Consider the following 19,793-nt stretch of genomic DNA (forward strand, 5'->3'; position numbering starts at 1 on the left):
GGGCTTTTTTTATTTATAAATCTTTTAAGGATAAACCTTTGTAATGGTATCATTTGCTGCGCCTTCGTATTCGGCTTCCTGCAAATCTTCTGAATTTTTCCCGATTTTAACTTTCGGATTATCGGAAGTACCGGTAATTTTTAGCGGAATTCCAATGATCCCGAAAGGTGGTAAGCCCAATCGCATTTTCAGATTAAGTTTTCCGTCTAAAGAGGCCTGTCCTTCAATCCTTGGTCTGAAACCGGCTACTTTAAACTTGAAGCGTTCGATGTTCATGATGTTGTTCTTCACGGTGGTTTTGATGTCGATTTCTTTTAAGTTCGGATCTTTCACAGCATCTTTTCCTGTTTTACTGCTTACCGTGTTGAACAGTTTAAAGCCTTTCATCTTCACATCGCGAACCGACAAAACACCTCCTCCGCTTAACGAAGGATAAATCGGTTTCATGTTGCCGTCGAGATGCCCGGCTATTTTATAATCCACGGAAACGATTCCTTCCGCATTTTCAGCCGCCGATACCATGTCGCGGAACATTTTGATTTCGTTGTAGGCTTTTTTTACATTGAAATCTTTTGCCTTTATCTGATAGTTGAACGCTGCTTTCTGCGGACTTAAACTTCCGTAAGTAGCATCCATTCTAAACGTACTTCCGATAAGACTGAAAATGGTATTACTGAGTTTCATCACGCCGCTTTTCATTTGCAGATTGGCATTCAGATTGTCAATATTAAGTCCTTCAAAATTGATTTTTTTAATACTCGTGGTCAGATTGAAATCAAAGTTTGATGGAATAATTACCACACCGGTTTCTGCAGATGTTTTTTTTGTGTCCGATTCCAAAGCTGTTTTTGATTCGGAAGCGGAGGCATTCGCCATAAACTCATCTACATTGATATAATTGGCATCTACTTTAAAATTCCCTTTTAAAACCGACTTATCCGACATGATGAAATTGATCACGTTCTGCATCTGTCCGTTCATTTTAAAATCGGATTGTCCGTAAGTAGCAAGGAAATTTCGGAACGCCACATTGTTCTGATGAAACGTAAAAACCCCTTCTTTGATCACAAACGGTTTCGGAAGATAATCAGACTTCGTATGAATATCCCGCAACACTAACGTTCCTTTATTATTCAGTTTATTGTAATTACCGTTGGTGGCATCACTTTGTCTTCCTTTCAAGGTTAAATCGGCTTTCACGTAGCCTTTCACATCCAGATCATTTCGGGAAAACACTTTGTAAATCCTCGCCAAATCCACTTCACCTTTAGCATTGATGTCGTACAGAATATCATCAAAATTCGTAAAACTGGCATCCACAAAAACCGGTTTGCCTTCAAAAACAAATTGGGCAGGTTTTACACGTACCGTCAAATCCTTATATTTCCCGCTGGTATTCAAAACGCTTGCAGTAAGGTTGATATTTTCGATTGGATTTGGATAATAATCGGTTTTCAAAGAGGCATGCTGCAATACCAGATTTCCTTTGGTTACAGGAAAGAAATGCTTCTCCTTGTTATAAACACCGTTCATGTTGATATCGGCATTTAAAACACCTTTAAAATCCATATTTTGAATCCCAAGGGCACGATGCAGTTTCCCTAAATCCAGTTGCGATTTGATTTTAGCTTTTACATTCGGGCTTTCGATTCCGTTAGTTTCAACAATGCCGCTGAAATAATCTTTGCCTAAATTGAAAAACAAAGAATCCACTTTCACATTCAGTTTGTCTGTGTTTAATGACGGAAGCTTCGTTTCAAAATTCAGATAAATGTTAGAAGCGGGAATCTGAGCCTGATTGTGCGCAACATATCCGTCACGTACCTTCATATTGAAAGCCAGGTCTGGTTTTTTGTTTTCAGCCACATTATAACGGCCTTTGAACGTTAAAAGCAAATCGGTTTTTCCTTCCAGCTGGGTTTTCTCCAGCCATTTCACATAATGAGGAGGCATTGCGGTAAAGAAATCATGCAGTTCACTGTCTTCCGATTTTAAGTTGATGTCGATATCATAACCACTTTTGAGGAAATCGAGTTGTCCTTTAAAATCTATCGGAAGTTTATTGATGATCAGATTGTTATCCTGAAAAATAAAACTCAGGGAATTGGTATTGATCTGGGTCAGCAAATCGGCGTTTACTTTTTTATCCTTCAGATATTCTTCGCCATTGAAAATAAAATCAAAGGAATCAATATCCATTTTGGTTTTCAGATCAAAAATCGCTTTGTCCAAGTCGCCTTTCCCTCTGTAGTTGAAACCTTTGGCGTCCATCAGAATTTTAGCTGATTGATCGTTGTACACCAAATGACTGTTCTCAATCAATATTTTGTCCAAACGCAACGAAACGGACGATGAATCTTTCTCGACCTTCTTTTTATCCGAAACATAAACGTTGTAATTCGCTTCTCCTTTTTCGTTCACCAGAACATTCATATCGGCATTGGAAATGAAAATCTCATCAATGTTCACTTCGCCTGTTACCAAACTGGCAAGATTAATCCCAAAAGCAACTTCATCTGAAACCAGCAACGTTTTGTCTTTGTAGGGCGCGGAACCTTTAAGCGAGAAATCCGTTAAGGTTAGCGTTAAGGACGGAAAATGATTGAAAAAAGAAAGTTTGGCTTCTTTAAAATTCAGTTCACCATTTAACTTACGGTTGGCAAAAGCTTTTACCTGTTCGGCTATGGTCCCCGGAAAAAGTATAGGCATCAGGAACATCAGGGCAATAACAGAACCAAAGGTTATCCCTGAAATTTTCAACAACTTAAGTGCTATTTTCTTTGACTTTGCATTCATAGTACAAAATTAATACGCAACTTTCATTTTATAACGTATTCACTTACTTAATTGCTCATAAATATTTGTTAAATAAGTTTTAAGCACAAAAAAACGGGAAATTAATTTCCCGTTTTAATCCATGCATTGATTTTATTTTCAAGTAAAGCCAACGGCATTACTCCTGATTCCAATACTTTCTGATGGAACACTTTGATATCGAATTTCGCTTTCATCTGCGTTTGTGCTTTCTGACGCAGTTCCAGCAATTTCATCTGCCCTATTTTATACGACAACGCCTGTCCCGGAATTGCCATGTAGCGTTCGATTTCCGCAATAATACTGGCTTCACTTTCCGCTTCATTTTCAAGGGAATATTTAATGGCCTGTTCGCGAGTCCAGCCTTTGCTGTGCAAACCGGTGTCCACCACTAAGCGGATAGCACGGTGCATTTCATTGCCCAACATCCCGAAATACTGGTACGGATCGGAATACAATCCTAATTCTTTACCCAAACTTTCGGTATACAATGCCCAGCCTTCGCCATAAGCACCAAACCAATTAAACTTTCTGAAATCCGGCAATTCTTTATTTTCCTGCTGTAAGGAAATCTGGAAATGATGTCCCGGAATCGCTTCATGCAGGAACAAATCTTCGTCTCCGTAATAATTATAGCTTTTCACATCCGGAATCGGCACGTAGAAAATACCCGGTCTAGAACCGTCAGCAGTTCCCTGCACGTATTCGGCACTTGCGGTTTTTTCACGGAAAGCCTCTGTTCTTCTTATTTCAAAAGGCGTTTTAGGCTGTAACGAGAAAAACTTATCTACATTCGGTTTTATCTTTTTGTGGATGGCCTCAAAATTGGCAATCACTTCTTCCGGTTTTTGGAACGGTTTCAGTTCCGGCTTGTTGCGCACATGATCGAAAAATTCCACAATTGTTCCTTTGAAACCAACCTGTTCTTTCACCTTCTCCATTTCCGCTTTCAGACGGGCTACTTCTTTCAACCCCAGCGCATGAATTTCATCAGGTTTCATTTCGGTAGTGGTCCATTGTTTCACATAAACCGCATACAAGTCTTTACCGTTTGGCAAGCTGCCAATCCCACTGGTGGAACGGGAAGCCGGAAGGTATTTCGTTTTCAGGAAGTCTACCATTTTGCTGTACTGTGGCATCAGTTTTTCCGTGATGACTTTTGAATAGTCTTTTAGCAGGGCCGCTTTTTGCGCTTCCGTAAAATCTTTCGGGAAGGTTTTTATAGTCGAATAAAAAAGATTGTCTTCTACTTTTGGGGTGATTTGTTCTTCAAATTGCGGAATCAGTTTTTCAGTCAGGGCTTTCGGTAAAACCATTCGCTTCTGGATACCTTTTTCCATATAAATCATCGCCGAATCAATCCATATCGAATAGGATTCCATTCGTTTTAAGAAATTGCGATAGTCTTTCTCGGTTTTAAACGGTTGTGCCGATGAACCGCTGGCAAACTGCGACATCGTTAAATGGGTTCCCCAGAATTGCTGGACCGGCATCAGATTGGCTTCCTGTTTCAGTAAATCTTTTCCGATGGACGTTTCCCATTTGATGATCTGATAACTGATTTTCTCTTCCGGGGAAAGGTTTACCGTATCCACTTCTGAAAGCTCTTTTTCGAATCTATTAAAGAAATCACCCTGCTTTTTACGATAGGCATCCGTCATTTCAAAAACAAACTGATCGTTGTATTCGTTTTGCCCGTTCAAAGTGGCATCCAACGGGTTCAATTCGTTTTTTCCTTTGAAATAGTTTTCGGTTATCGATTTAAAATCTACCATTTTTTCCTCTTTTTTACAATTCACCAAAAGCAGTGAAAGGGCCATAGCCACGGAAAGAAAAACTGTTTTTTTCATGTATCTGAGTTGAAGATTGAAGAGTAAAGCTACAAATTTTATCCGTGATACACCCTAGAGGCAATGATTTTTCCGTCACGGACTTCCAGTACCTCAGCCACCAGCATATCTTCTTCTCCTTCCACCTGACGGATATATTCCATAAACACCCTGTCGCCGTTAGCAGTTAAGGAGGTTACTTTGTAATGAAGCGTTGGTAAACGGTCAAAGGCGTCCTGCCACCAAACGCGCATGGCCTGTTTTCCAACGACCAGCCCATTGGTTTCCGGCTGACGGATTTTCAGTTTCGGGCTGAAGTGTTTCGCTTCGTCATCGTAAAGGGATAATAATTTCTCAAGTTGTTGGGTATTGAAGGCATCAAACCAACGAAAGGCAATAGATTGTAAAGTTTCTGGACTCATATTCTGATTAAAAAATCCCGACAATGCGGGATTTGGGTTGTTATATATTTTTCAAATTGATGATTTCCTGATCGGTTAAGAATCTCCAGTTACCGCGTGGTAAATTCTTTTTGGTCAATCCTGCAAACACTACCCTGTCTACCTTAAGCACATCGTACTTTAAGTGTTCAAAAATAGAGCGCACCACCTTAACATTAGATGTTTTCATTTTCAGACCGATTTCGCTTTTCGGCTGGTCTTCGATATAACTGATTTCTTCCACATAAACTCGGAAATTATCAATGGTCAATCCCGAAGAAATTTTCTCAAGATCTTCAAATTTCAGGTTTTTATCCAAAGAAATCTGGTATACTTTCGAAGAACGCTGATTCGGAGCCGTAAACTTACGAACCATGTCTGTATCATTGGTGAACAGCAACAAACCGGTTGTAGTTTTGTCCATACGCCCTACCGCCTGCAACTTTGCACGGGTAGCATTACGCACCAAATCCAGCACGTTATTGGAATTCATATCTTCCTCTTTGGAAGTCGTGAATCCTTTTGGCTTGTTCAATAAGATGTATTCTTTTTTCTCCGGCGTAATGATGGATCCGTCGAAGTTTACTACGTCACCGGGCATTACTTTGTACCCCATTTCGGTCACCACTTCGTTGTTCACTTTTACGTTACCGGACTGGATGTAGATATCCGCATCACGACGCGAACACACTCCGGAATTGGCAATATATTTATTCAGGCGGATTTCATCAGGATTGGATGGCTTTTTAGGTGCTTTCGGTCCTTTTGGTTTATCAAAAGAAGGTTTGGCTTTTGGGAAACCCGTTTTCTTCTCGTCTTTTTTGAAGGCCGGTTTACCGCTACCACTTGGTTTTTTTGGTCCAAATCCGGTTTTTCCTTTTCCAGCAGACGCGCCTCTTTTATTATTTCCTTTTCCGTTGTTCATTTCAGTAAAATTTTTGCAAAGATACGCAATTAGGATTTGGTAAATGAGAATTAATAATCAGGAATTTGGGAGGGTGCTTCGTTGCGCTTTATAAACAAAACATTAAATAAAGTATATTTACAAAACTATACATTACTAAAAATTCATAGTTATCATTTGAATGCCTCAAAATAAAATACAAATGAAAAAAATATTCCGGATTATATTCCTGCTTGTAATCTGCTTTCAGGGACAATCACAAACTACGGTTCCATATTTTGGAAAAATAAATTGGATTAATGGTTTTACAAAAGAAATCAGTGGGGAGAACATTACTTATTTTTCAGCTTTTCCGGACTATGCCACTACCGCTTTGTTAACCCGATGTACCGATGGAAAAAAAACAATCGAATGGGAAACGGCCCCGGTTCCTAAAAACAGCAAAGGGGATTACGTTTATTTCAGTTGGGTAGCGGCGCATTCGACGGGTACAAGCAAAGGAAACCGCAATTTCGATTTATATGTTGACGATCAGAAATTGTTAACCTTTACGACATTGCCCGAAAACAAAATGCCTGATTGGAATTTCACGGCTTCTGATAGTTCTGCCTTGGTTTTTCAGCAAACCAAAAAAGACGGGGCGTATGATGCTCATGGATTGGCGTTTCTTCGTTTACCGATAAATAAAGTAAAACCCGGAAAAGCAATTCGGATTAAGGTGGTGGGACAAGCACAAAACAGCAATGATTGGTACATGACTTTCAAATTTTCATTCGAAGAAAAAGTAGAAGTAAATCTGATGCCTTTTCTTTTAAAAAACGGAAAACAGCCTATCGTACTGACAGCCTTGCATTTCGGAAAAGTTGAAAAACTAAATATCAAAATCAACAATAAAGAATCCTATTCCTTTACAATTAAAGACGGTGTGAATAGTTTTGACATACCGGTCGATGCCGTAACAAAAGAAGACAGTATACCGTTTTTTGTTTCTTCTGCCGGAAAAATATTGGTTAACAAATTCATACGTTTAAAACCGGTTGTCTATCGGGAATTGAATTTTATACACCATTCCCATACGGATATTGGTTATTCCCACCTTCAGCCTGAGGTATTGAAAATTCACATTAAGAATATCGACGATGCTTTGGTGATGATTGAAAAAACCAAAGATTTCCCTCTAGAGGCAAAATTCAAATGGAATATCGAATCGCTTTGGGCGGTCGAAAATTATCTGAAGCAGGCTTCGCCAATACAAAAAGAAAAATTTATTGCGGCTGTAAAAGAGGGAAGCATTTGTCTCTCGGCTTTGTACGCCAATATCCTTACCGGCTTGAGCCAGCCTGAGGAAATGTTTCATTACACAGACTACGCAGCGCAACTCCGAAAAGAATTTGGATTCAAGATTAACAGCGCCATGATTTCGGATATTCCGGGATTTGCATGGACTACCGTGACGGCTTTATCCAAAGGAGGAGTAAAATATTTTTCAAGCGGCCCAAATTTTATAGGGAACGATCATCCTTATTTGGGAGACAGAGTGGGGCATTTTGTAAAGACATGGGGAGATAAGCCGGTGTGGTGGACTTCGCCTTCAGGAGAGGAAAAAGTATTGTTTTGGACGGGAGCCAGAGGATATTCTTCTTGGCACGGAACTTTGGCCGGAGGGGTATTCGACCGAGGACCTAAAAAAATTGCAACCTATTTGGAAGAGCTTACTCAAACGAGTTATCCTTATGAAATGGTACAATGGCGCTATAATGTAGTTGCTGATAACGGGCCAATTGATACCGGAATTTCAGATTTTGTAAAACAATGGAACGAAAAATATGCTTCACCAAAAATTGTACTGAATACAACCGACCAGCTTTTTGAAACTTTTGAAAAAAAATACGGAAATAGGATTCCGACCGTAAAAGGAGACATAACCCCGTATTGGGAAGATGGCGCTGTTTCTACCGCTTTCGAAGAGGGCAAAAACAGGGTTAACAGTTTGCGCCTGCAACAATTGACTACACTGTATTCGATGCTGAACCCAAAAGAATACAACGCTCAAAAGTTTTATGAAGCCTGGACTAATGTTATCCTGTTTCATGAGCATACATGGGGCGCACACAATAGTACTACAGAACCTGATGTCCCATTTGTAACGGAACAATGGCGTATTAAAAAACAATTCATGCTCGATGGAGACCAGCAGATCAATGCTTTGGAGAAAAACCTGTTGCAACCGTTGAGCAATCCGGAATCCAAAAAAATTGCCGTTTTGAACACCTCTTCCTGGAAACGAAGCGGGCCAGTGTTCTTTGCCTCGACAGTTACAGGAAAATCAGTAAAAGACAAGGCGGGTAATAGATTACCATTACAAAAATTGAGCAACGGAAACTATGTTTTTATGGCCACTGATGTGCCGGCATTTGGAACGGCTACCTATGAAATTGTAAATGAAGCACCTTCATCATCTGTCTCTAAATTTACGCTAACCGAGAATTCGGTGTCAAATGGAAAAATAGGGTTCCGTTGGGATAAAAACAACGGCAGTATTATTGATTTGAATATGGGAACAAATTTCAACTATGTTGGTAGTTTTAACAATCAAGGGTTGAATAGCTATTGGTATGTTCCGGGCATGAATCCGGAGGAAGCCGTAACTAACGGTAACGTAAAAATAAAAATCATAGAAAATGGACCGGTAGTCACTACAATATCAATTGTTTCGGATGCACCGGGAGCTAATAAATTGGAAAGAATAGTGTCATTGTATGCCGGAAGCGATGCAGTTTTAATTGAAAACATTTTAGATAAAAAAGCGGTTCGAACCAAAGAAGCAGTTCATTTTGGGTATCCGTTTAATGCTTCATTAACCCAAACCACTATCGATGCAGGCTACGGCACTATGCATTATTTAAAGGATCAGTTGCCGGGTTCGAACATGGATTATTTATACGGACGAAGATGGCTGGATGTTTCCAAAGCCGACAAAGGGATGCAATTGATGTTACTTGAAATACCTTTGATGGAACCGGGCAATATCATAGACGAAAGACAGACCGTTCAGCAAAGACATAAGGAATGGAAAAAAGAAGGAAAACCAACTTCGACCTGGTTCAGCTATGTGATGAACAATTATTGGCACACCAATTACAAGGCAGATCAGGAGGGAGAGCTTCATGTCCGCTACGCTTTGCGCCCACATGACAATGTTAAAGATATCGCTATGGAAAAAGCTGCGGCGGAATTTACACAGCCGTTAATTGCTTTGCCGGTTAAAAAAGAGTTCTCCCTTCCTATGGCCCTTTTTGAATTGACCAATCAACAAATTGTGGTGAGCAGCATTACACCAAATGCAGACGGAACCTATTTGATTCGTTTGTTCAATCCGGAACAGTCTGTACAGCAAACTAAATTTGTTTGGAAAGCCTTAAAACCAGTTTCTTTCATCGAGATGAAATCAGGAGACAACAAACCGGCTACTGCCGAGGTGAAAATGGCAGCTATGGGAGTGTCTGAGTTCTTGTTGAAATTGTAAATTAGAAAACAACTTTTCGGAAGTACCTTGGAAAGTTGTTTCGGTTTTTTTTAAGTAAAATTATAGCTTCAATACAGTTCTGCCGTGCACCAAAACCGAAGGATCAATCAGTACAATACAGAAAACACCCGCCACAATCAATGATTTAAGGATATTGTGAAGTTGCAGGTATTCGTTATGGGTTTGTGATTTCCAGAGTTTCAGCAGGAAAAAAATCAACACGATAAGACTAATGTAAAAGTAAATATCCATGTAGCCCACATCGTATTTTTCAATCAGGATGAATACCGGAATAATCGTGGAAAGCGTCAAAGCCGTAATCATCTGCTTGGATATTTTTTCCCCGAAACGTACCGGAATGGTCTGGTAATTGTTCGCCATATCGCCTTTGATATTTTCCAGATCCTTAATCATTTCCCGAATCAGAATCAGCAATAACAAGAAAGTAGCATGGGCAAATATCACATGATAGAAGTTCTTAAAATAAAGCAGAATACCAAAGAAAGGCAACACTGCCAACAAGGAAGCGGTTAAATTTCCGATCATCGGATACTTCTTCAGTTTATGCGAGTAGAACCAGATCAGGAAAATGTATACCGCGAAAAATAAAGCTGCCCGCCAGGAAATGATATAAGCTAAAGCAGTAGCCAAAAAATTCATTACGAAATACACCTGCAATTTTGTCTTCTGACTCACCAGACGGTCCAGCATCGATTTGTTGGGACGGTTGATCAGGTCTTTTTCAGAATCGTAAAAATTATTAATGATATACCCCGAAGCAATGGTCAAGGTCGAAACGAAAACTAAAATGAATAAACGCCAGTCCAGTAGCACATCAAGCGCTCTTTTTTCCGGAGCCAGAATAAATATTGAAGATAAATATTGCGCTAAAACAATAATGGGGATATTATAACCGCGCACTACGGAAAACAAACTGAGGATTTTCATCAGCAGTAATTTTGTTTTTCTTGTGAGCATGGTTTGTAAATTGAAATTTGGGTTAAAGCTTAAAATTACCTTTTAAAACTGATACACCACTTCCAATTTGTAATCTTTTAACGATTGTTTAGCTTTTTCAAGGTCTTGGGTGAAACCTAAAATATAACCGCCACCTCCGGAACCACACAATTTCAGGTAGTAATCGTTAGTGTCGATTCCTTTTTGCCACACCTGATGGAATTGCTCCGGAATCATCGGTTTAAAATGGTTCAACACCACTTTTGATAATTTCTTGGTATTGGCGAAAAGGGATTTCATATCGCCGTGCAGGAAGTTTTCCACACAGGCATCGGTATGTTTTATGAATTGGGATTTCAGCATTTTGCGGAAACCTTCTTCTTTCAGATTCTCCATGAAGATGCTTACCATTGGTGCTGTTTCACCCACAATTCCGGAATCAATCAAGAACACGGCGCCTTTACCTTGCGTACTTTGCGAAGGAATCCCCGTTGGTTCGATATTGTCTTTGGAATTGATTAAAATCGGTAAACTCAAATAACTGTTAAGCGGATCCAAACCGGAACTTTTTCCATGGAAGAACGATTCCATCTGTGAGAAAATCGCTTTCAGCTGTAATAATTTTTCACGGGTTAAATTCTCTAAAACCGTGATTTTGTTGTTGGCATATTTATCGTAAATAGCCGCTACCAATGCCCCGCTGCTTCCTACCCCGTACCCTTGCGGGATACTGGAATCGAAATACATGCCGCGAACCACATCGGCTTTTAAAGTTGCAAAATTAAAAGTTACCAATTCCGGTTGTTCGGCTTGTAAATCCTCTAGATAGGACACAAACTTTTTCAAACTCATGTTAGACTTTACAGCTTCTTCCGATGGATTTTCATCCACTTTCAAAGCGCCGTTATAAAAGTTATAAGGAATAGACAAACCTTTGGAATCTTTGATGATCCCATACTCTCCGAAAAGTAAAATCTTAGAATAAAAAAGCGGTCCTTTCATTTTTTGCTTTAGTTTTATTTTGGTCTTTAAGTAAGGTAAATGTAGTAAAAAATCAATTACATTTTACAGCGCCATTGCCAATTTCGTCACAAATGTACTGACCATTTTGACAATAGCCAACTAATTCGTCTTTAATAAATTGCAACACGCTTTCTTTTACCTTTTCCGGGTACAAAACGTGCACATTGGCACCGGCATCCAGTGTGAAACAAACCGGGATTTGCGTTTCGTTTCTGAATTTCCATATCTTATTGATGATTTCCAAGGTATTAGGTTTCATCAGGATAAAATACGGCATCGAGGTCATCATCATGGCATGCAGGGTTAAAGCTTCGCTTTCCACAATTTTGATGAACTGTTCCACATCGCCGTTTTCCAAAACGCTTTTCATGGCAGATAAATTGTGGTGCGCCTGTAAAAAACGCTGTTCCGCAAACGGATGCCCGAACATCAGATCGTGACCTACCGTACTGGAAACCTGCTTTTCTCCTTTGTCCACTAATAAAATCGTATCCTGATAGTTTTTAAAACTTTCGTGCAATGCTGATGGAAATTCCACCCCAAACAAATCAGAACTTCCGTTAATCTCCGCATGATTTCCCCAAACCACTACTTGTCCTTTTACACTGCGGCAGGCACTTCCGGAACCCAATCGCGCTAAAAAAGATGCTTTTTGGATAAAATAATCTTCCGAAATCGATGGATTCAAAGTCTTTTCCAGACTCATCACGTTCACTGCCAAAGCTGCCATACCGGAAGCTGACGAAGCAATCCCCGAACTGTGCGGAAACGTGTTTTCCGTATCTATCGTAAAATGAAAATCTTTTAAATAAGGACAATATGCCTCGATGCGTTGGAAAAATTTTAAAATTTTCGGTTTGAAATCTTCTTTCGGTTTCCCTTCAAAAAACAAATCAAAGGAAAAAGTTCCGTCGTTTTCCTTTTTACTGAAAGCAAGCTTTGTAATGGTTTTACAGTTATTCAATGTAAAGCTGACGGAAGGATTGGCAGGAATCTGATTGTCCTTCTTTCCCCAGTATTTTACCAAGGCAATATTGCTGGGCGCACTCCACTGAAAACTTCCGCTTTCTGCTGTTAAAACATAGTCGTTCTGGATAAAATCCTTTTCCGAAATCATACACTTGAAAATTTGAGCAAAGATACTATTTTCGGTTGTTTGACACTCTTCTCTTTCATATTCTTCATAATTTCCTATTTTTGAAGGGAGAAACTAAACTATGAACCAAAGAATAACCAAAGTACTGATGGTAGTCGCCACTTGTTTGTGTGTCGGCTATTTTTCAGGAATCATTACAAAAGAAAGCATTACCACCTGGTACCCAACACTTGAAAAACCAGGGTTTAATCCACCCAACTGGGTTTTCGCACCGGTGTGGACAACTTTATATATTATGATGGGAGTGGCCGCCGGCTTGGTTTGGAACAAGATGGACACCGATCGGATAAATGTTCGCAAAGGCTTACAGTTTTTTGCAATTCAGTTGACCCTTAATTTTTTATGGTCGTATCTGTTTTTCGGTTTACACAATCCGCTTTTAGCTTTGGCAGAATTAGCTTTGCTATGGCTGATGATTTACGAAACCTTTGTCGTATTCAAAAGAGTGGATAAATTGGCCGGATGGCTTTTAATCCCCTACCTCATCTGGGTTTCCTTTGCCGGAATCCTGAACGCAGCAATCTTCTGGCTGAACCGCTAATCACGTTTATCGTTTTTTTACGCTTTTCATCTGTTTCAATACTTTATAAGTGTTTAATATATAACATTTTAAGTAACTTTATAGACTATCTTAACAAAAAAGAATTTCACTAAAAACAAATTAAAAAAGTAAGTCTATGAGTTCACTAGTAGTCGTTATTATTGCCCTGATTGGTGTGTTATTAGGTTATCTGATAGGAAGATCCGGTGTCCTTGGAGGCAGCAGCCTAACTTATCTTGAAGAAGAACTTGAAAAGTACAGATCGAAAGCCGCAAGGCTGTCATCAGAGTTGAATGCTTATAAATCCCAAAGCGAATCCGGAGCACACATCTTAGGGTTTTCGGCAGGACCTCCCATTCACGCTGATTTTGATGAAGAGCTAGCCTCTTCTGTTATTGGCAAACATGTATCGGAAAACGATTTAAAAGTCATTGAAGGCATAGAGCCCAAGGTTGAAGAACTTCTTACCACTTCCGGTATTTTAAGCTGGAAAGCATTATCCGAAACTTCCGTAGACCGTTGTAATGAAATCTTAGCCAAAGCCGGTGAACGCTTCGCAAAATACAATCCAACAACCTGGCCAAGACAAGCGCGTTTGGCATATGAAGGCAAATGGCGGGATCTGAAAGCCTGGCAGGATTCCCTGGTTGGCGGTCTTGAATAAAAAAAAGGTTCTTGTATACAAGAACCTTTTTAATTATCTAAAATTCAAGAGCACGACAGCTGTTTGCTTACGTTATTCTTTGATGAATTTCTCTCTTTTAACACCTTTATCGGTTACAATTTCCAGAATATAGATTCCGTTTCTCAGATTTGCTACTTCAATGGATTGCTCGGAAACTGATCTTTTTGCAGCAACATTCTTTTGGATAGTATTTGAAAAATCAAGAACGGAAACCGAAAGTATTTTTTCTCCTTCTCCGACTTTAACGTTTACCACATCCTTAACCGGGTTAGGATATACTACAGTTGCTGATTTCAATTCAATTGGTTCATCCGGTATTGGCTCCAACTTATTCAAACAACTTTTAAAGGTTTTTGTCCAGGAATAATTAGTCCAACCATAGGTTCCGATCGATCCGGTTCCTAACTCAACTTCAATATTTCCAGACACTCCCGAACTTTTATACACCATTTTTACATTGTAGGTTGTATTAGCCGAACAATCGTAAAAATTCATCCCCGGGCCAACAACTGCCGTGGCTAATCCTGAATTATTTAAATAGACCACCGGATAATCATACTGCGGACAAGCACCTGCCGGCATTACTCTTAGATATAATTTACCTGCATTGGAATAATTTCCGGACACATTAAATCCGATATAGCCATTATACTGAGGAGGCGATACATGTGCAGCTGTCTTACAATAAGGGGAAAGACTCAAACTTACAGCAGGTGTAGCCTCTTTGGTAACATTAATATTGATGTAACGGGTAGCAATCAATTGAGAGGGTAAATCCGGAGCACTGTTTGCGCAGTAAACTTTCATCGTATAAACATTGCTTCCTAAAGGTATTGCACCTGAAAAGGACACAGCATTACTGTAAGAGGACTGTGCAACAAACATAGAACCTTTATGCAACGTTATGTGTTTGTAATACCCTAACCCACAACTAAATGTACCACTGTAGGTTAGATTATAGGTCCCGGTCAGATTCGTTTCATAAAACGGGATTACTACGTTGTAAGTATAAGTAGACCCTGACACCACTGGTGCGGATAAACTCACTGCATTACTGCCTGTCATACTCAGGGTTTGTGCCTGCGAAGCAATGGAGACAACTAAAAGCAGGCAAGCGATCATGAACTGCTTTGAAGTTTTCTGAATAGTTTTTTTCATAATATTTTTAGTTTTAAATTTCCTACAAAACTAAAGATGCAATAGTTCATAAAAAGCTAAAAAACAACAATTTGTGACGAAAACCCTATAAAATAGTGACGAAAACCTTATAGATTTCCTGTAAGAAAAAAAGCTAAGTGATGAAATTATTGTTTTCAGTGATGAATTAATTTTCGTAATCCATAAACTACATTATAAAAACATTAAAAACTATATTTAGAAGTATTAAAAAACAATTTTATCAAGTTCTTCCAAATAGGTTTCCCCAACGGGAATTTCATGCGAACCGATATAAACAGCCTTTCTGGTTTTCTGTTCCACCCGGTCAATACGAATAATGTAAGAGCGATGCACCCGGAGAAATTCGAGTGAATCCGGAACCTGATCGATAAAATCGCTTATTTTACAACGCACCGTGTGGTTCTTACCATCTGCAAGTATGTCGATGTAATTCCCGGACGATTTAACAAACATAATTTCTGATGTTCTTACACGAATTTCCTTACCGGATTCCCTGAACGAATAATATTTTTCTTTCCGTTTGATTTTTTTCATCACAAGCCGCAGCAACTCCCTGACAATGTCTTTATTATACGTAAGGACCCTGATTTTAAAAAACACATACAGTAACACCCCTAACAGTACGACAATCAATCCGACAAACCACCAGGTTTTCCAAAAAGGACTGTTCACACAAAAAGGAACAATTAATTTTTCCTGAGACAAAAGCCTTCCTCCTTCCACTATCTGCACTATAAATTTATAGTTTCCCGACGGGATGAATTCATACGAAATCTTCCGCTCTTTGGTATACCTCCAATTCTTATCCAATCCTTGTAATTTGTAACGATAGAGCAGTTCTTTATTGTCTGAAAAAGAAACTGCATCCAGAAAGAAATCAACTTGATTTTCATTGTGTTTTAATTCCAGATTATCGGCAACTTCGTTTTGAACTTCATTATTAACGACCAATTTCTTGAGCCCTAAAAAATACTTTTTGTGTGCAAATATTTTCTCAAACTGAGCCTTTGAAAACATGGAAAGCCCTTTAGCTGTTCCTACATAGATCATATCCCTGACAACCTCAACATCCTTTACCTGATTCCCCATCAAGCCGTTGGATGATGTAATATAATCAATGGTATAGTTTTTGGGCCCGCCAAAGCGTATCCGGTTCAGACCATAATTGGTACAGGCCCAAATAGTATTCTGGTCTTCCACATAAATCTCGGTAACCAAGTCGTTTGACAACCCGTTGCTTTTATTAATTGAAAAAACGCTGTTCGTAGTAGGATTATAAACCAAAACGCCTTTTCCTAAAGTAGCCATATAAAAAACGCCTTTCGAAGCCACATAGTCCAAATCGTCGATCCGGCAGTTTAACTGAGGATGGTTCTTCTGATAGACTTTGTTTTTTTCAAAAACTCGAACCCCGTTAATGGTTCCTAAATAAAACTTATTGTTAGCAAAAGAAATGTCATGGATCCTGAAATTCAAGGTGTCCGAAATGACCTTACCGGCTTCCAAAACAGTATAAACACCATATTGTGAAAACACTAAGGCCTTTGAATTATCATCCGAAATTTTGAGGACTCCGGCTATTTTATCGTTCTGCTCCCCCTCTGAAGTAAATACTTTATTATCTGAATAGCAATATACTTTGTTCTGCTCCGGAAAAAACTGCACTTGTCCCGGAATATTAATCACTCCTTTGTGGATTTTTTCAAAAGCACTGCTGGATGTTTTTCGGTAGACATCACCATTATAAACGCCTACAAACAAAGCCCCGTCAGCATCACTGGTAAGCGAACTAACTCCGGAATTGTCAAAAACACGGGTAGTGATCTGATTAGGTGCTAAATAAAAAACGCCCGAATCTATTGTAGTCACCCAAAGTCCTCCGAAGCAATCGTTCATCACTTTTGATACCGAGTGATTTTCCAGAAAAGTTTTTTTCAAATTGCCTTCAAAATCAAAAATCTTAACTCCTTTCCCTCTAAAACCTATCCAAAAAAGTGACTTGCCATAAGTGCCGGCCTCGATAGGTTCATGATTCGGAAAACTGATTTTCTTCAACTGACTACCTTTTTTGTGCATAAATACCAATCGATCGGTAACAACTAGTTTAATAGTGGGCGAAACCGTTACAATCCCTCTATGCATGGCAGAACAATACGGCTGTAGAAAATCTGATTTTTCAGGTGAAAGATAACTGATTGATTGCTCATTATTGATGCGCCAAGTATGCACATAACGCTCTTTTTTATCATTTACGGCTTTTCCGTTAGCATCCGTTTTTCTTCCTTTGATGGCGGAAACTTTCCCGTTGGCATCTACTTTAAGAAGTACTTCATTATTCGAAAGAAACACTTCTCCTTTAGCGTTTGTAACGATACTTTTAAGAAAAAAGGTAGAATACTTGTGCTTTTTCAAATACTGTTCAAGCAAAACATTGAACTTATACGTATAAAATTTAGTTTCCCCGTTTTTGAAATAAAATATCTTATTGCTGAAGGTAGAGCACCAAACCTTTCCGTCTTCCTGTGGAAAAAAATCGAAAACGGTTATATCGGTCAGCCCTTCTTTTGGTTCAAATTTTTTAAATTCATAGCCGTCATAATGCGCAATTCCCCTGTCTGTAGCAAACCACACACTACCTTTCTTATCCTGAAAGGCATCGTAAACCTCGTTGCTGGGCAAGCCGTCTTCCTGGGTAAAATTTACAAATTTCCCTTGCTGTGACTGCCCTGACGCTATACAAAAAAAGACACAAAAAAGTGTCAAAAAATAGTTTAAACGCATGAATCTATACGAATTTACTGCGCAAAACTACAAAAAGTAATTAATTTACTACAATTAAGCGATTGATTGTGCAATTAAAAAAGCACCGGTCCAGGCATTCTGAAAATTAAAACCTCCCGTAATGGCGTCAATGTTCAGGATTTCTCCGGCGAAAAATAAGTTCGGGTGCAATTTGCTTTCCATGGTTTTGAAGTTAACCTCTTTCAAATCGATACCGCCGGCCGTTACAAATTCTTCTTTGAACGTGCTTTTACCGTTCACCTGGAACTGACCGTTGGTAAGCTGATTGGCCAAGTCCGAAAGCTGTTTTTTGGAAACATCCGCCCATTTGGTTTCCGACGAAATCGCAGAGGCAGTAAGCAAACTTTCCCATAAACGCTTCGGAAAATCAAACGGACAAAACTTCAGTACCAGTTTCTTGGCATTTTCTTCTTTTAACTCCTTAAGGGCTTCCAATGCCGATTCGAAATCAGTTTCATGCAACCAGTTTACCTGCAGAATAAAGTTGTATTTTTTTTCCGCCAATTCTCTGGCTCCCCAAGCTGAAAGGCGTAAAATACCAGGGCCGCTCATCCCCCAATGCGTAATCAGCAATGGCCCTGAAGCTTTCAGTTTGGAATCTTTTACTTTTACGGAAGCCAATGCCGAAACCCCCATAAGATCTTTAATTCTATTATCTTTTATATTAAAGGTAAAAAGCGACGGAACCGGTTCGATTACTGAATGTCCCAAGGTTTCCATCAGCTCCCACATTTTCGGATTGCTCCCGGTGGTCATTACCAGTTTATCGCATTTGAAACTTTGCAGGTTGGTTTCCACTTTCCAGTAATTATCCCCTTTAAATAGCGACTGCACACTTTGTCCGGTCAAAACATCAATCCCCAATTGTTTTACAGCCGTCATAAAACAGTCGATGATGGTTTGGGAACTGTCCGAAACGGGGAACATACGGCCATCTTCTTCAATTTTCAATGCGACACCGTGTTTTTCAAACCATTCGATTGTATCCCCGGAACAAAACTGATGGAAAGGCCCTTTAAGTTCTCTTTCGCCCCGCGGATAAAATTTTACTAACTCGTTAGGTACGAAACAGGCATGTGTCACGTTACATCGGCCACCTCCGGAGATTTTCACTTTGGTCAAAACTTCTTTTCCGCGTTCGAGAATCGCAATTTTAAATTTGGGATTGTTCTCAGCAATATTGATGGCCGTAAAAAAACCGGCAGCACCACCGCCGACAATAAGTATGTCGTAATTGGAAATCATAATCGGTCTGGGAAATCGGAAATTATACCATCAATCGCGTACGATTCCAAGCGTTGGATATCTTCGTCATGATTCACGGTCCATACATTTATTTTATAGCCTTTTCGTTTGGCTTCGGCGATATTATCATCAGTCAATAAGGAAAAATGCGGATGAATCGCATACGCGGAAAGTTCATCGGCCCATTCCAACGCCTGCTCCACGCTCGCTTGCGAAAGTGCTGCCAATCGTATTTTTGGATTTAAGTCCCTAACCTTTTCCAATTCATCTTTCTGGAAACTCGACACCACGAAATCTTCATACTGCCAGCCTTTACGGTTTACGTATTCTTCAATGAGTTTAGCAGCAGGTTCGGCGGTTCCGTGTCCTTTCAATTCTACATTGAGCCAACATTTACGGTCAATTAGATCGAAAGTTTCAGCCAAAGTAGGAATCTGGTACTGGCCGGATATTTTCAGTTGTTTCAGGTCCTCAAGCGTCAATTTATGAACCTCGCCCTTGCCGTCTGTCATCCTGTCTACCGTAAAATCATGAAACACAACCAATTCACCACAGGCCGCCACGTGCACATCAAGTTCTATAGCATCAACACCTAAATCGATTGCTTTCTGAAAAGATTCCAGCGTATTTTCCGCCACATATCCTTTTGCGCCGCGATGTCCTATTTTATGAACCATTTCAACTTTGACATT

Annotated in this window: 14 protein-coding genes; 3 read left to right on the plus strand and 11 right to left on the minus strand. The window is 39.5% G+C overall.

All coding sequences use genetic code 11. The annotated features are described in order from the left end of the window. Positions 1 to 24: 24 nt before the first annotated feature. The 4 genes from ACWPKD_RS04530 to ACWPKD_RS04545 form a co-directional block, all read right to left on the minus strand. Positions 25 to 2,796, minus strand: a complete 2,772-nt coding sequence (locus tag ACWPKD_RS04530) for an AsmA family protein (RefSeq protein ID WP_455411495.1) — start codon at positions 2,794 to 2,796, stop codon at positions 25 to 27. 101 nt (positions 2,797 to 2,897) lie between these two features. Next, a complete protein-coding gene (locus ACWPKD_RS04535; protein ID WP_455411496.1) occupies positions 2,898 to 4,664 on the minus strand; it encodes a DUF885 domain-containing protein in 1,767 nt (588 codons plus the stop codon). 38 nt (positions 4,665 to 4,702) lie between these two features. After that, a complete protein-coding gene (locus ACWPKD_RS04540) occupies positions 4,703 to 5,065 on the minus strand; it encodes a nuclear transport factor 2 family protein (protein WP_455411497.1) in 363 nt (120 codons plus the stop codon). A 40-nt stretch (positions 5,066 to 5,105) separates the two neighbouring features. Continuing rightward, the gene (locus ACWPKD_RS04545) at positions 5,106 to 6,008 is read right to left on the minus strand and encodes a pseudouridine synthase (protein WP_455411498.1); all 903 of its coding nucleotides are present in this window, start codon (positions 6,006 to 6,008) and stop codon (positions 5,106 to 5,108) included. 181 nt (positions 6,009 to 6,189) lie between these two features. On the opposite strand from ACWPKD_RS04545, the gene ACWPKD_RS04550 reads away from it, so the two are divergent. Continuing rightward, complete coding sequence (locus tag ACWPKD_RS04550) at positions 6,190 to 9,513, plus strand: glycoside hydrolase family 38 N-terminal domain-containing protein (protein WP_455411499.1); 3,324 nt, start codon at positions 6,190 to 6,192, stop codon at positions 9,511 to 9,513. A gap of 60 nt (positions 9,514 to 9,573) precedes the next feature. Here the strand turns inward: ACWPKD_RS04550 and ACWPKD_RS04555 are convergent, their stop codons facing one another. Genes ACWPKD_RS04555 through ACWPKD_RS04565 form a run of 3 tightly spaced genes read right to left on the minus strand, consistent with a single transcriptional unit; the run spans position 9,574 to position 12,610 of the window. Further along, on the minus strand, positions 9,574 to 10,491 hold the full coding sequence (locus ACWPKD_RS04555; RefSeq protein ID WP_455411500.1) for a geranylgeranylglycerol-phosphate geranylgeranyltransferase: 918 nt from the start codon (positions 10,489 to 10,491) through the stop codon (positions 9,574 to 9,576). A 42-nt stretch (positions 10,492 to 10,533) separates the two neighbouring features. Further along, positions 10,534 to 11,472, minus strand: coding sequence for a mevalonate kinase family protein (locus tag ACWPKD_RS04560; protein ID WP_455411501.1), 939 nt, complete (start codon positions 11,470 to 11,472; stop codon positions 10,534 to 10,536). A 52-nt stretch (positions 11,473 to 11,524) separates the two neighbouring features. Beyond that, entirely contained in the window at positions 11,525 to 12,610 is a 1,086-nt protein-coding gene (locus ACWPKD_RS04565) for a diphosphomevalonate/mevalonate 3,5-bisphosphate decarboxylase family protein (protein ID WP_455411502.1), read from the minus strand. A 100-nt stretch (positions 12,611 to 12,710) separates the two neighbouring features. On the opposite strand from ACWPKD_RS04565, the gene ACWPKD_RS04570 reads away from it, so the two are divergent. Together ACWPKD_RS04570 and ACWPKD_RS04575 are read left to right on the plus strand one after the other, a co-directional pair. Beyond that, complete coding sequence (locus ACWPKD_RS04570; RefSeq protein ID WP_455411503.1) at positions 12,711 to 13,190, plus strand: TspO/MBR family protein; 480 nt, start codon at positions 12,711 to 12,713, stop codon at positions 13,188 to 13,190. Positions 13,191 to 13,326: 136 nt separating this feature from the next. Then, positions 13,327 to 13,854 (plus strand): hypothetical protein, encoded by a 528-nt coding sequence (locus ACWPKD_RS04575; protein ID WP_455411504.1) that lies wholly within the window; start codon positions 13,327 to 13,329, stop codon positions 13,852 to 13,854. 72 nt (positions 13,855 to 13,926) lie between these two features. Here the strand turns inward: ACWPKD_RS04575 and ACWPKD_RS04580 are convergent, their stop codons facing one another. From ACWPKD_RS04580 to ACWPKD_RS04595, 4 genes are all read right to left on the minus strand, one after another. Further along, the gene (locus tag ACWPKD_RS04580) at positions 13,927 to 15,033 is read right to left on the minus strand and encodes a T9SS type A sorting domain-containing protein (RefSeq protein ID WP_455411505.1); all 1,107 of its coding nucleotides are present in this window, start codon (positions 15,031 to 15,033) and stop codon (positions 13,927 to 13,929) included. A 225-nt stretch (positions 15,034 to 15,258) separates the two neighbouring features. Next, on the minus strand, positions 15,259 to 17,835 hold the full coding sequence (locus ACWPKD_RS04585; RefSeq protein ID WP_455411506.1) for a ligand-binding sensor domain-containing protein: 2,577 nt from the start codon (positions 17,833 to 17,835) through the stop codon (positions 15,259 to 15,261). A gap of 54 nt (positions 17,836 to 17,889) precedes the next feature. Beyond that, positions 17,890 to 19,101, minus strand: a complete 1,212-nt coding sequence (locus ACWPKD_RS04590; protein ID WP_455411507.1) for an NAD(P)/FAD-dependent oxidoreductase — start codon at positions 19,099 to 19,101, stop codon at positions 17,890 to 17,892. Beyond that, the gene (locus ACWPKD_RS04595) at positions 19,098 to 19,778 is read right to left on the minus strand and encodes a glycerophosphodiester phosphodiesterase (RefSeq protein WP_455411508.1); all 681 of its coding nucleotides are present in this window, start codon (positions 19,776 to 19,778) and stop codon (positions 19,098 to 19,100) included. The genes ACWPKD_RS04590 and ACWPKD_RS04595 overlap by 4 nt, the downstream gene beginning before the upstream one ends. Positions 19,779 to 19,793: the final 15 nt, after the last annotated feature.

Source organism: Flavobacterium pedocola (genome assembly GCF_053764385.1).

Bases quoted from the DNA above. Each gene is read 5' to 3' on its own strand.
- ACWPKD_RS04585 (WP_455411506.1), bottom strand. From the start codon at position 17,835: ATGCGTTTAAACTATTTTTTGACACTTTTTTGTGTCTTTTTTTGTATA.
- ACWPKD_RS04580 (WP_455411505.1), bottom strand. From the start codon at position 15,033: ATGAAAAAAACTATTCAGAAAACTTCAAAGCAGTTCATGATCGCTTGC.
- ACWPKD_RS04575 (WP_455411504.1), top strand. From the start codon at position 13,327: ATGAGTTCACTAGTAGTCGTTATTATTGCCCTGATTGGTGTGTTATTA.
- ACWPKD_RS04535 (WP_455411496.1), bottom strand. From the start codon at position 4,664: ATGAAAAAAACAGTTTTTCTTTCCGTGGCTATGGCCCTTTCACTGCTT.
- ACWPKD_RS04595 (WP_455411508.1), bottom strand. From the start codon at position 19,778: ATGGTTCATAAAATAGGACATCGCGGCGCAAAAGGATATGTGGCGGAA.
- ACWPKD_RS04550 (WP_455411499.1), top strand. From the start codon at position 6,190: ATGAAAAAAATATTCCGGATTATATTCCTGCTTGTAATCTGCTTTCAG.
- ACWPKD_RS04540 (WP_455411497.1), bottom strand. From the start codon at position 5,065: ATGAGTCCAGAAACTTTACAATCTATTGCCTTTCGTTGGTTTGATGCC.
- ACWPKD_RS04565 (WP_455411502.1), bottom strand. From the start codon at position 12,610: ATGATTTCGGAAAAGGATTTTATCCAGAACGACTATGTTTTAACAGCA.
- ACWPKD_RS04555 (WP_455411500.1), bottom strand. From the start codon at position 10,491: ATGCTCACAAGAAAAACAAAATTACTGCTGATGAAAATCCTCAGTTTG.
- ACWPKD_RS04570 (WP_455411503.1), top strand. From the start codon at position 12,711: ATGAACCAAAGAATAACCAAAGTACTGATGGTAGTCGCCACTTGTTTG.
- ACWPKD_RS04560 (WP_455411501.1), bottom strand. From the start codon at position 11,472: ATGAAAGGACCGCTTTTTTATTCTAAGATTTTACTTTTCGGAGAGTAT.
- ACWPKD_RS04590 (WP_455411507.1), bottom strand. From the start codon at position 19,101: ATGATTTCCAATTACGACATACTTATTGTCGGCGGTGGTGCTGCCGGT.
- ACWPKD_RS04545 (WP_455411498.1), bottom strand. From the start codon at position 6,008: ATGAACAACGGAAAAGGAAATAATAAAAGAGGCGCGTCTGCTGGAAAA.
- ACWPKD_RS04530 (WP_455411495.1), bottom strand. From the start codon at position 2,796: ATGAATGCAAAGTCAAAGAAAATAGCACTTAAGTTGTTGAAAATTTCA.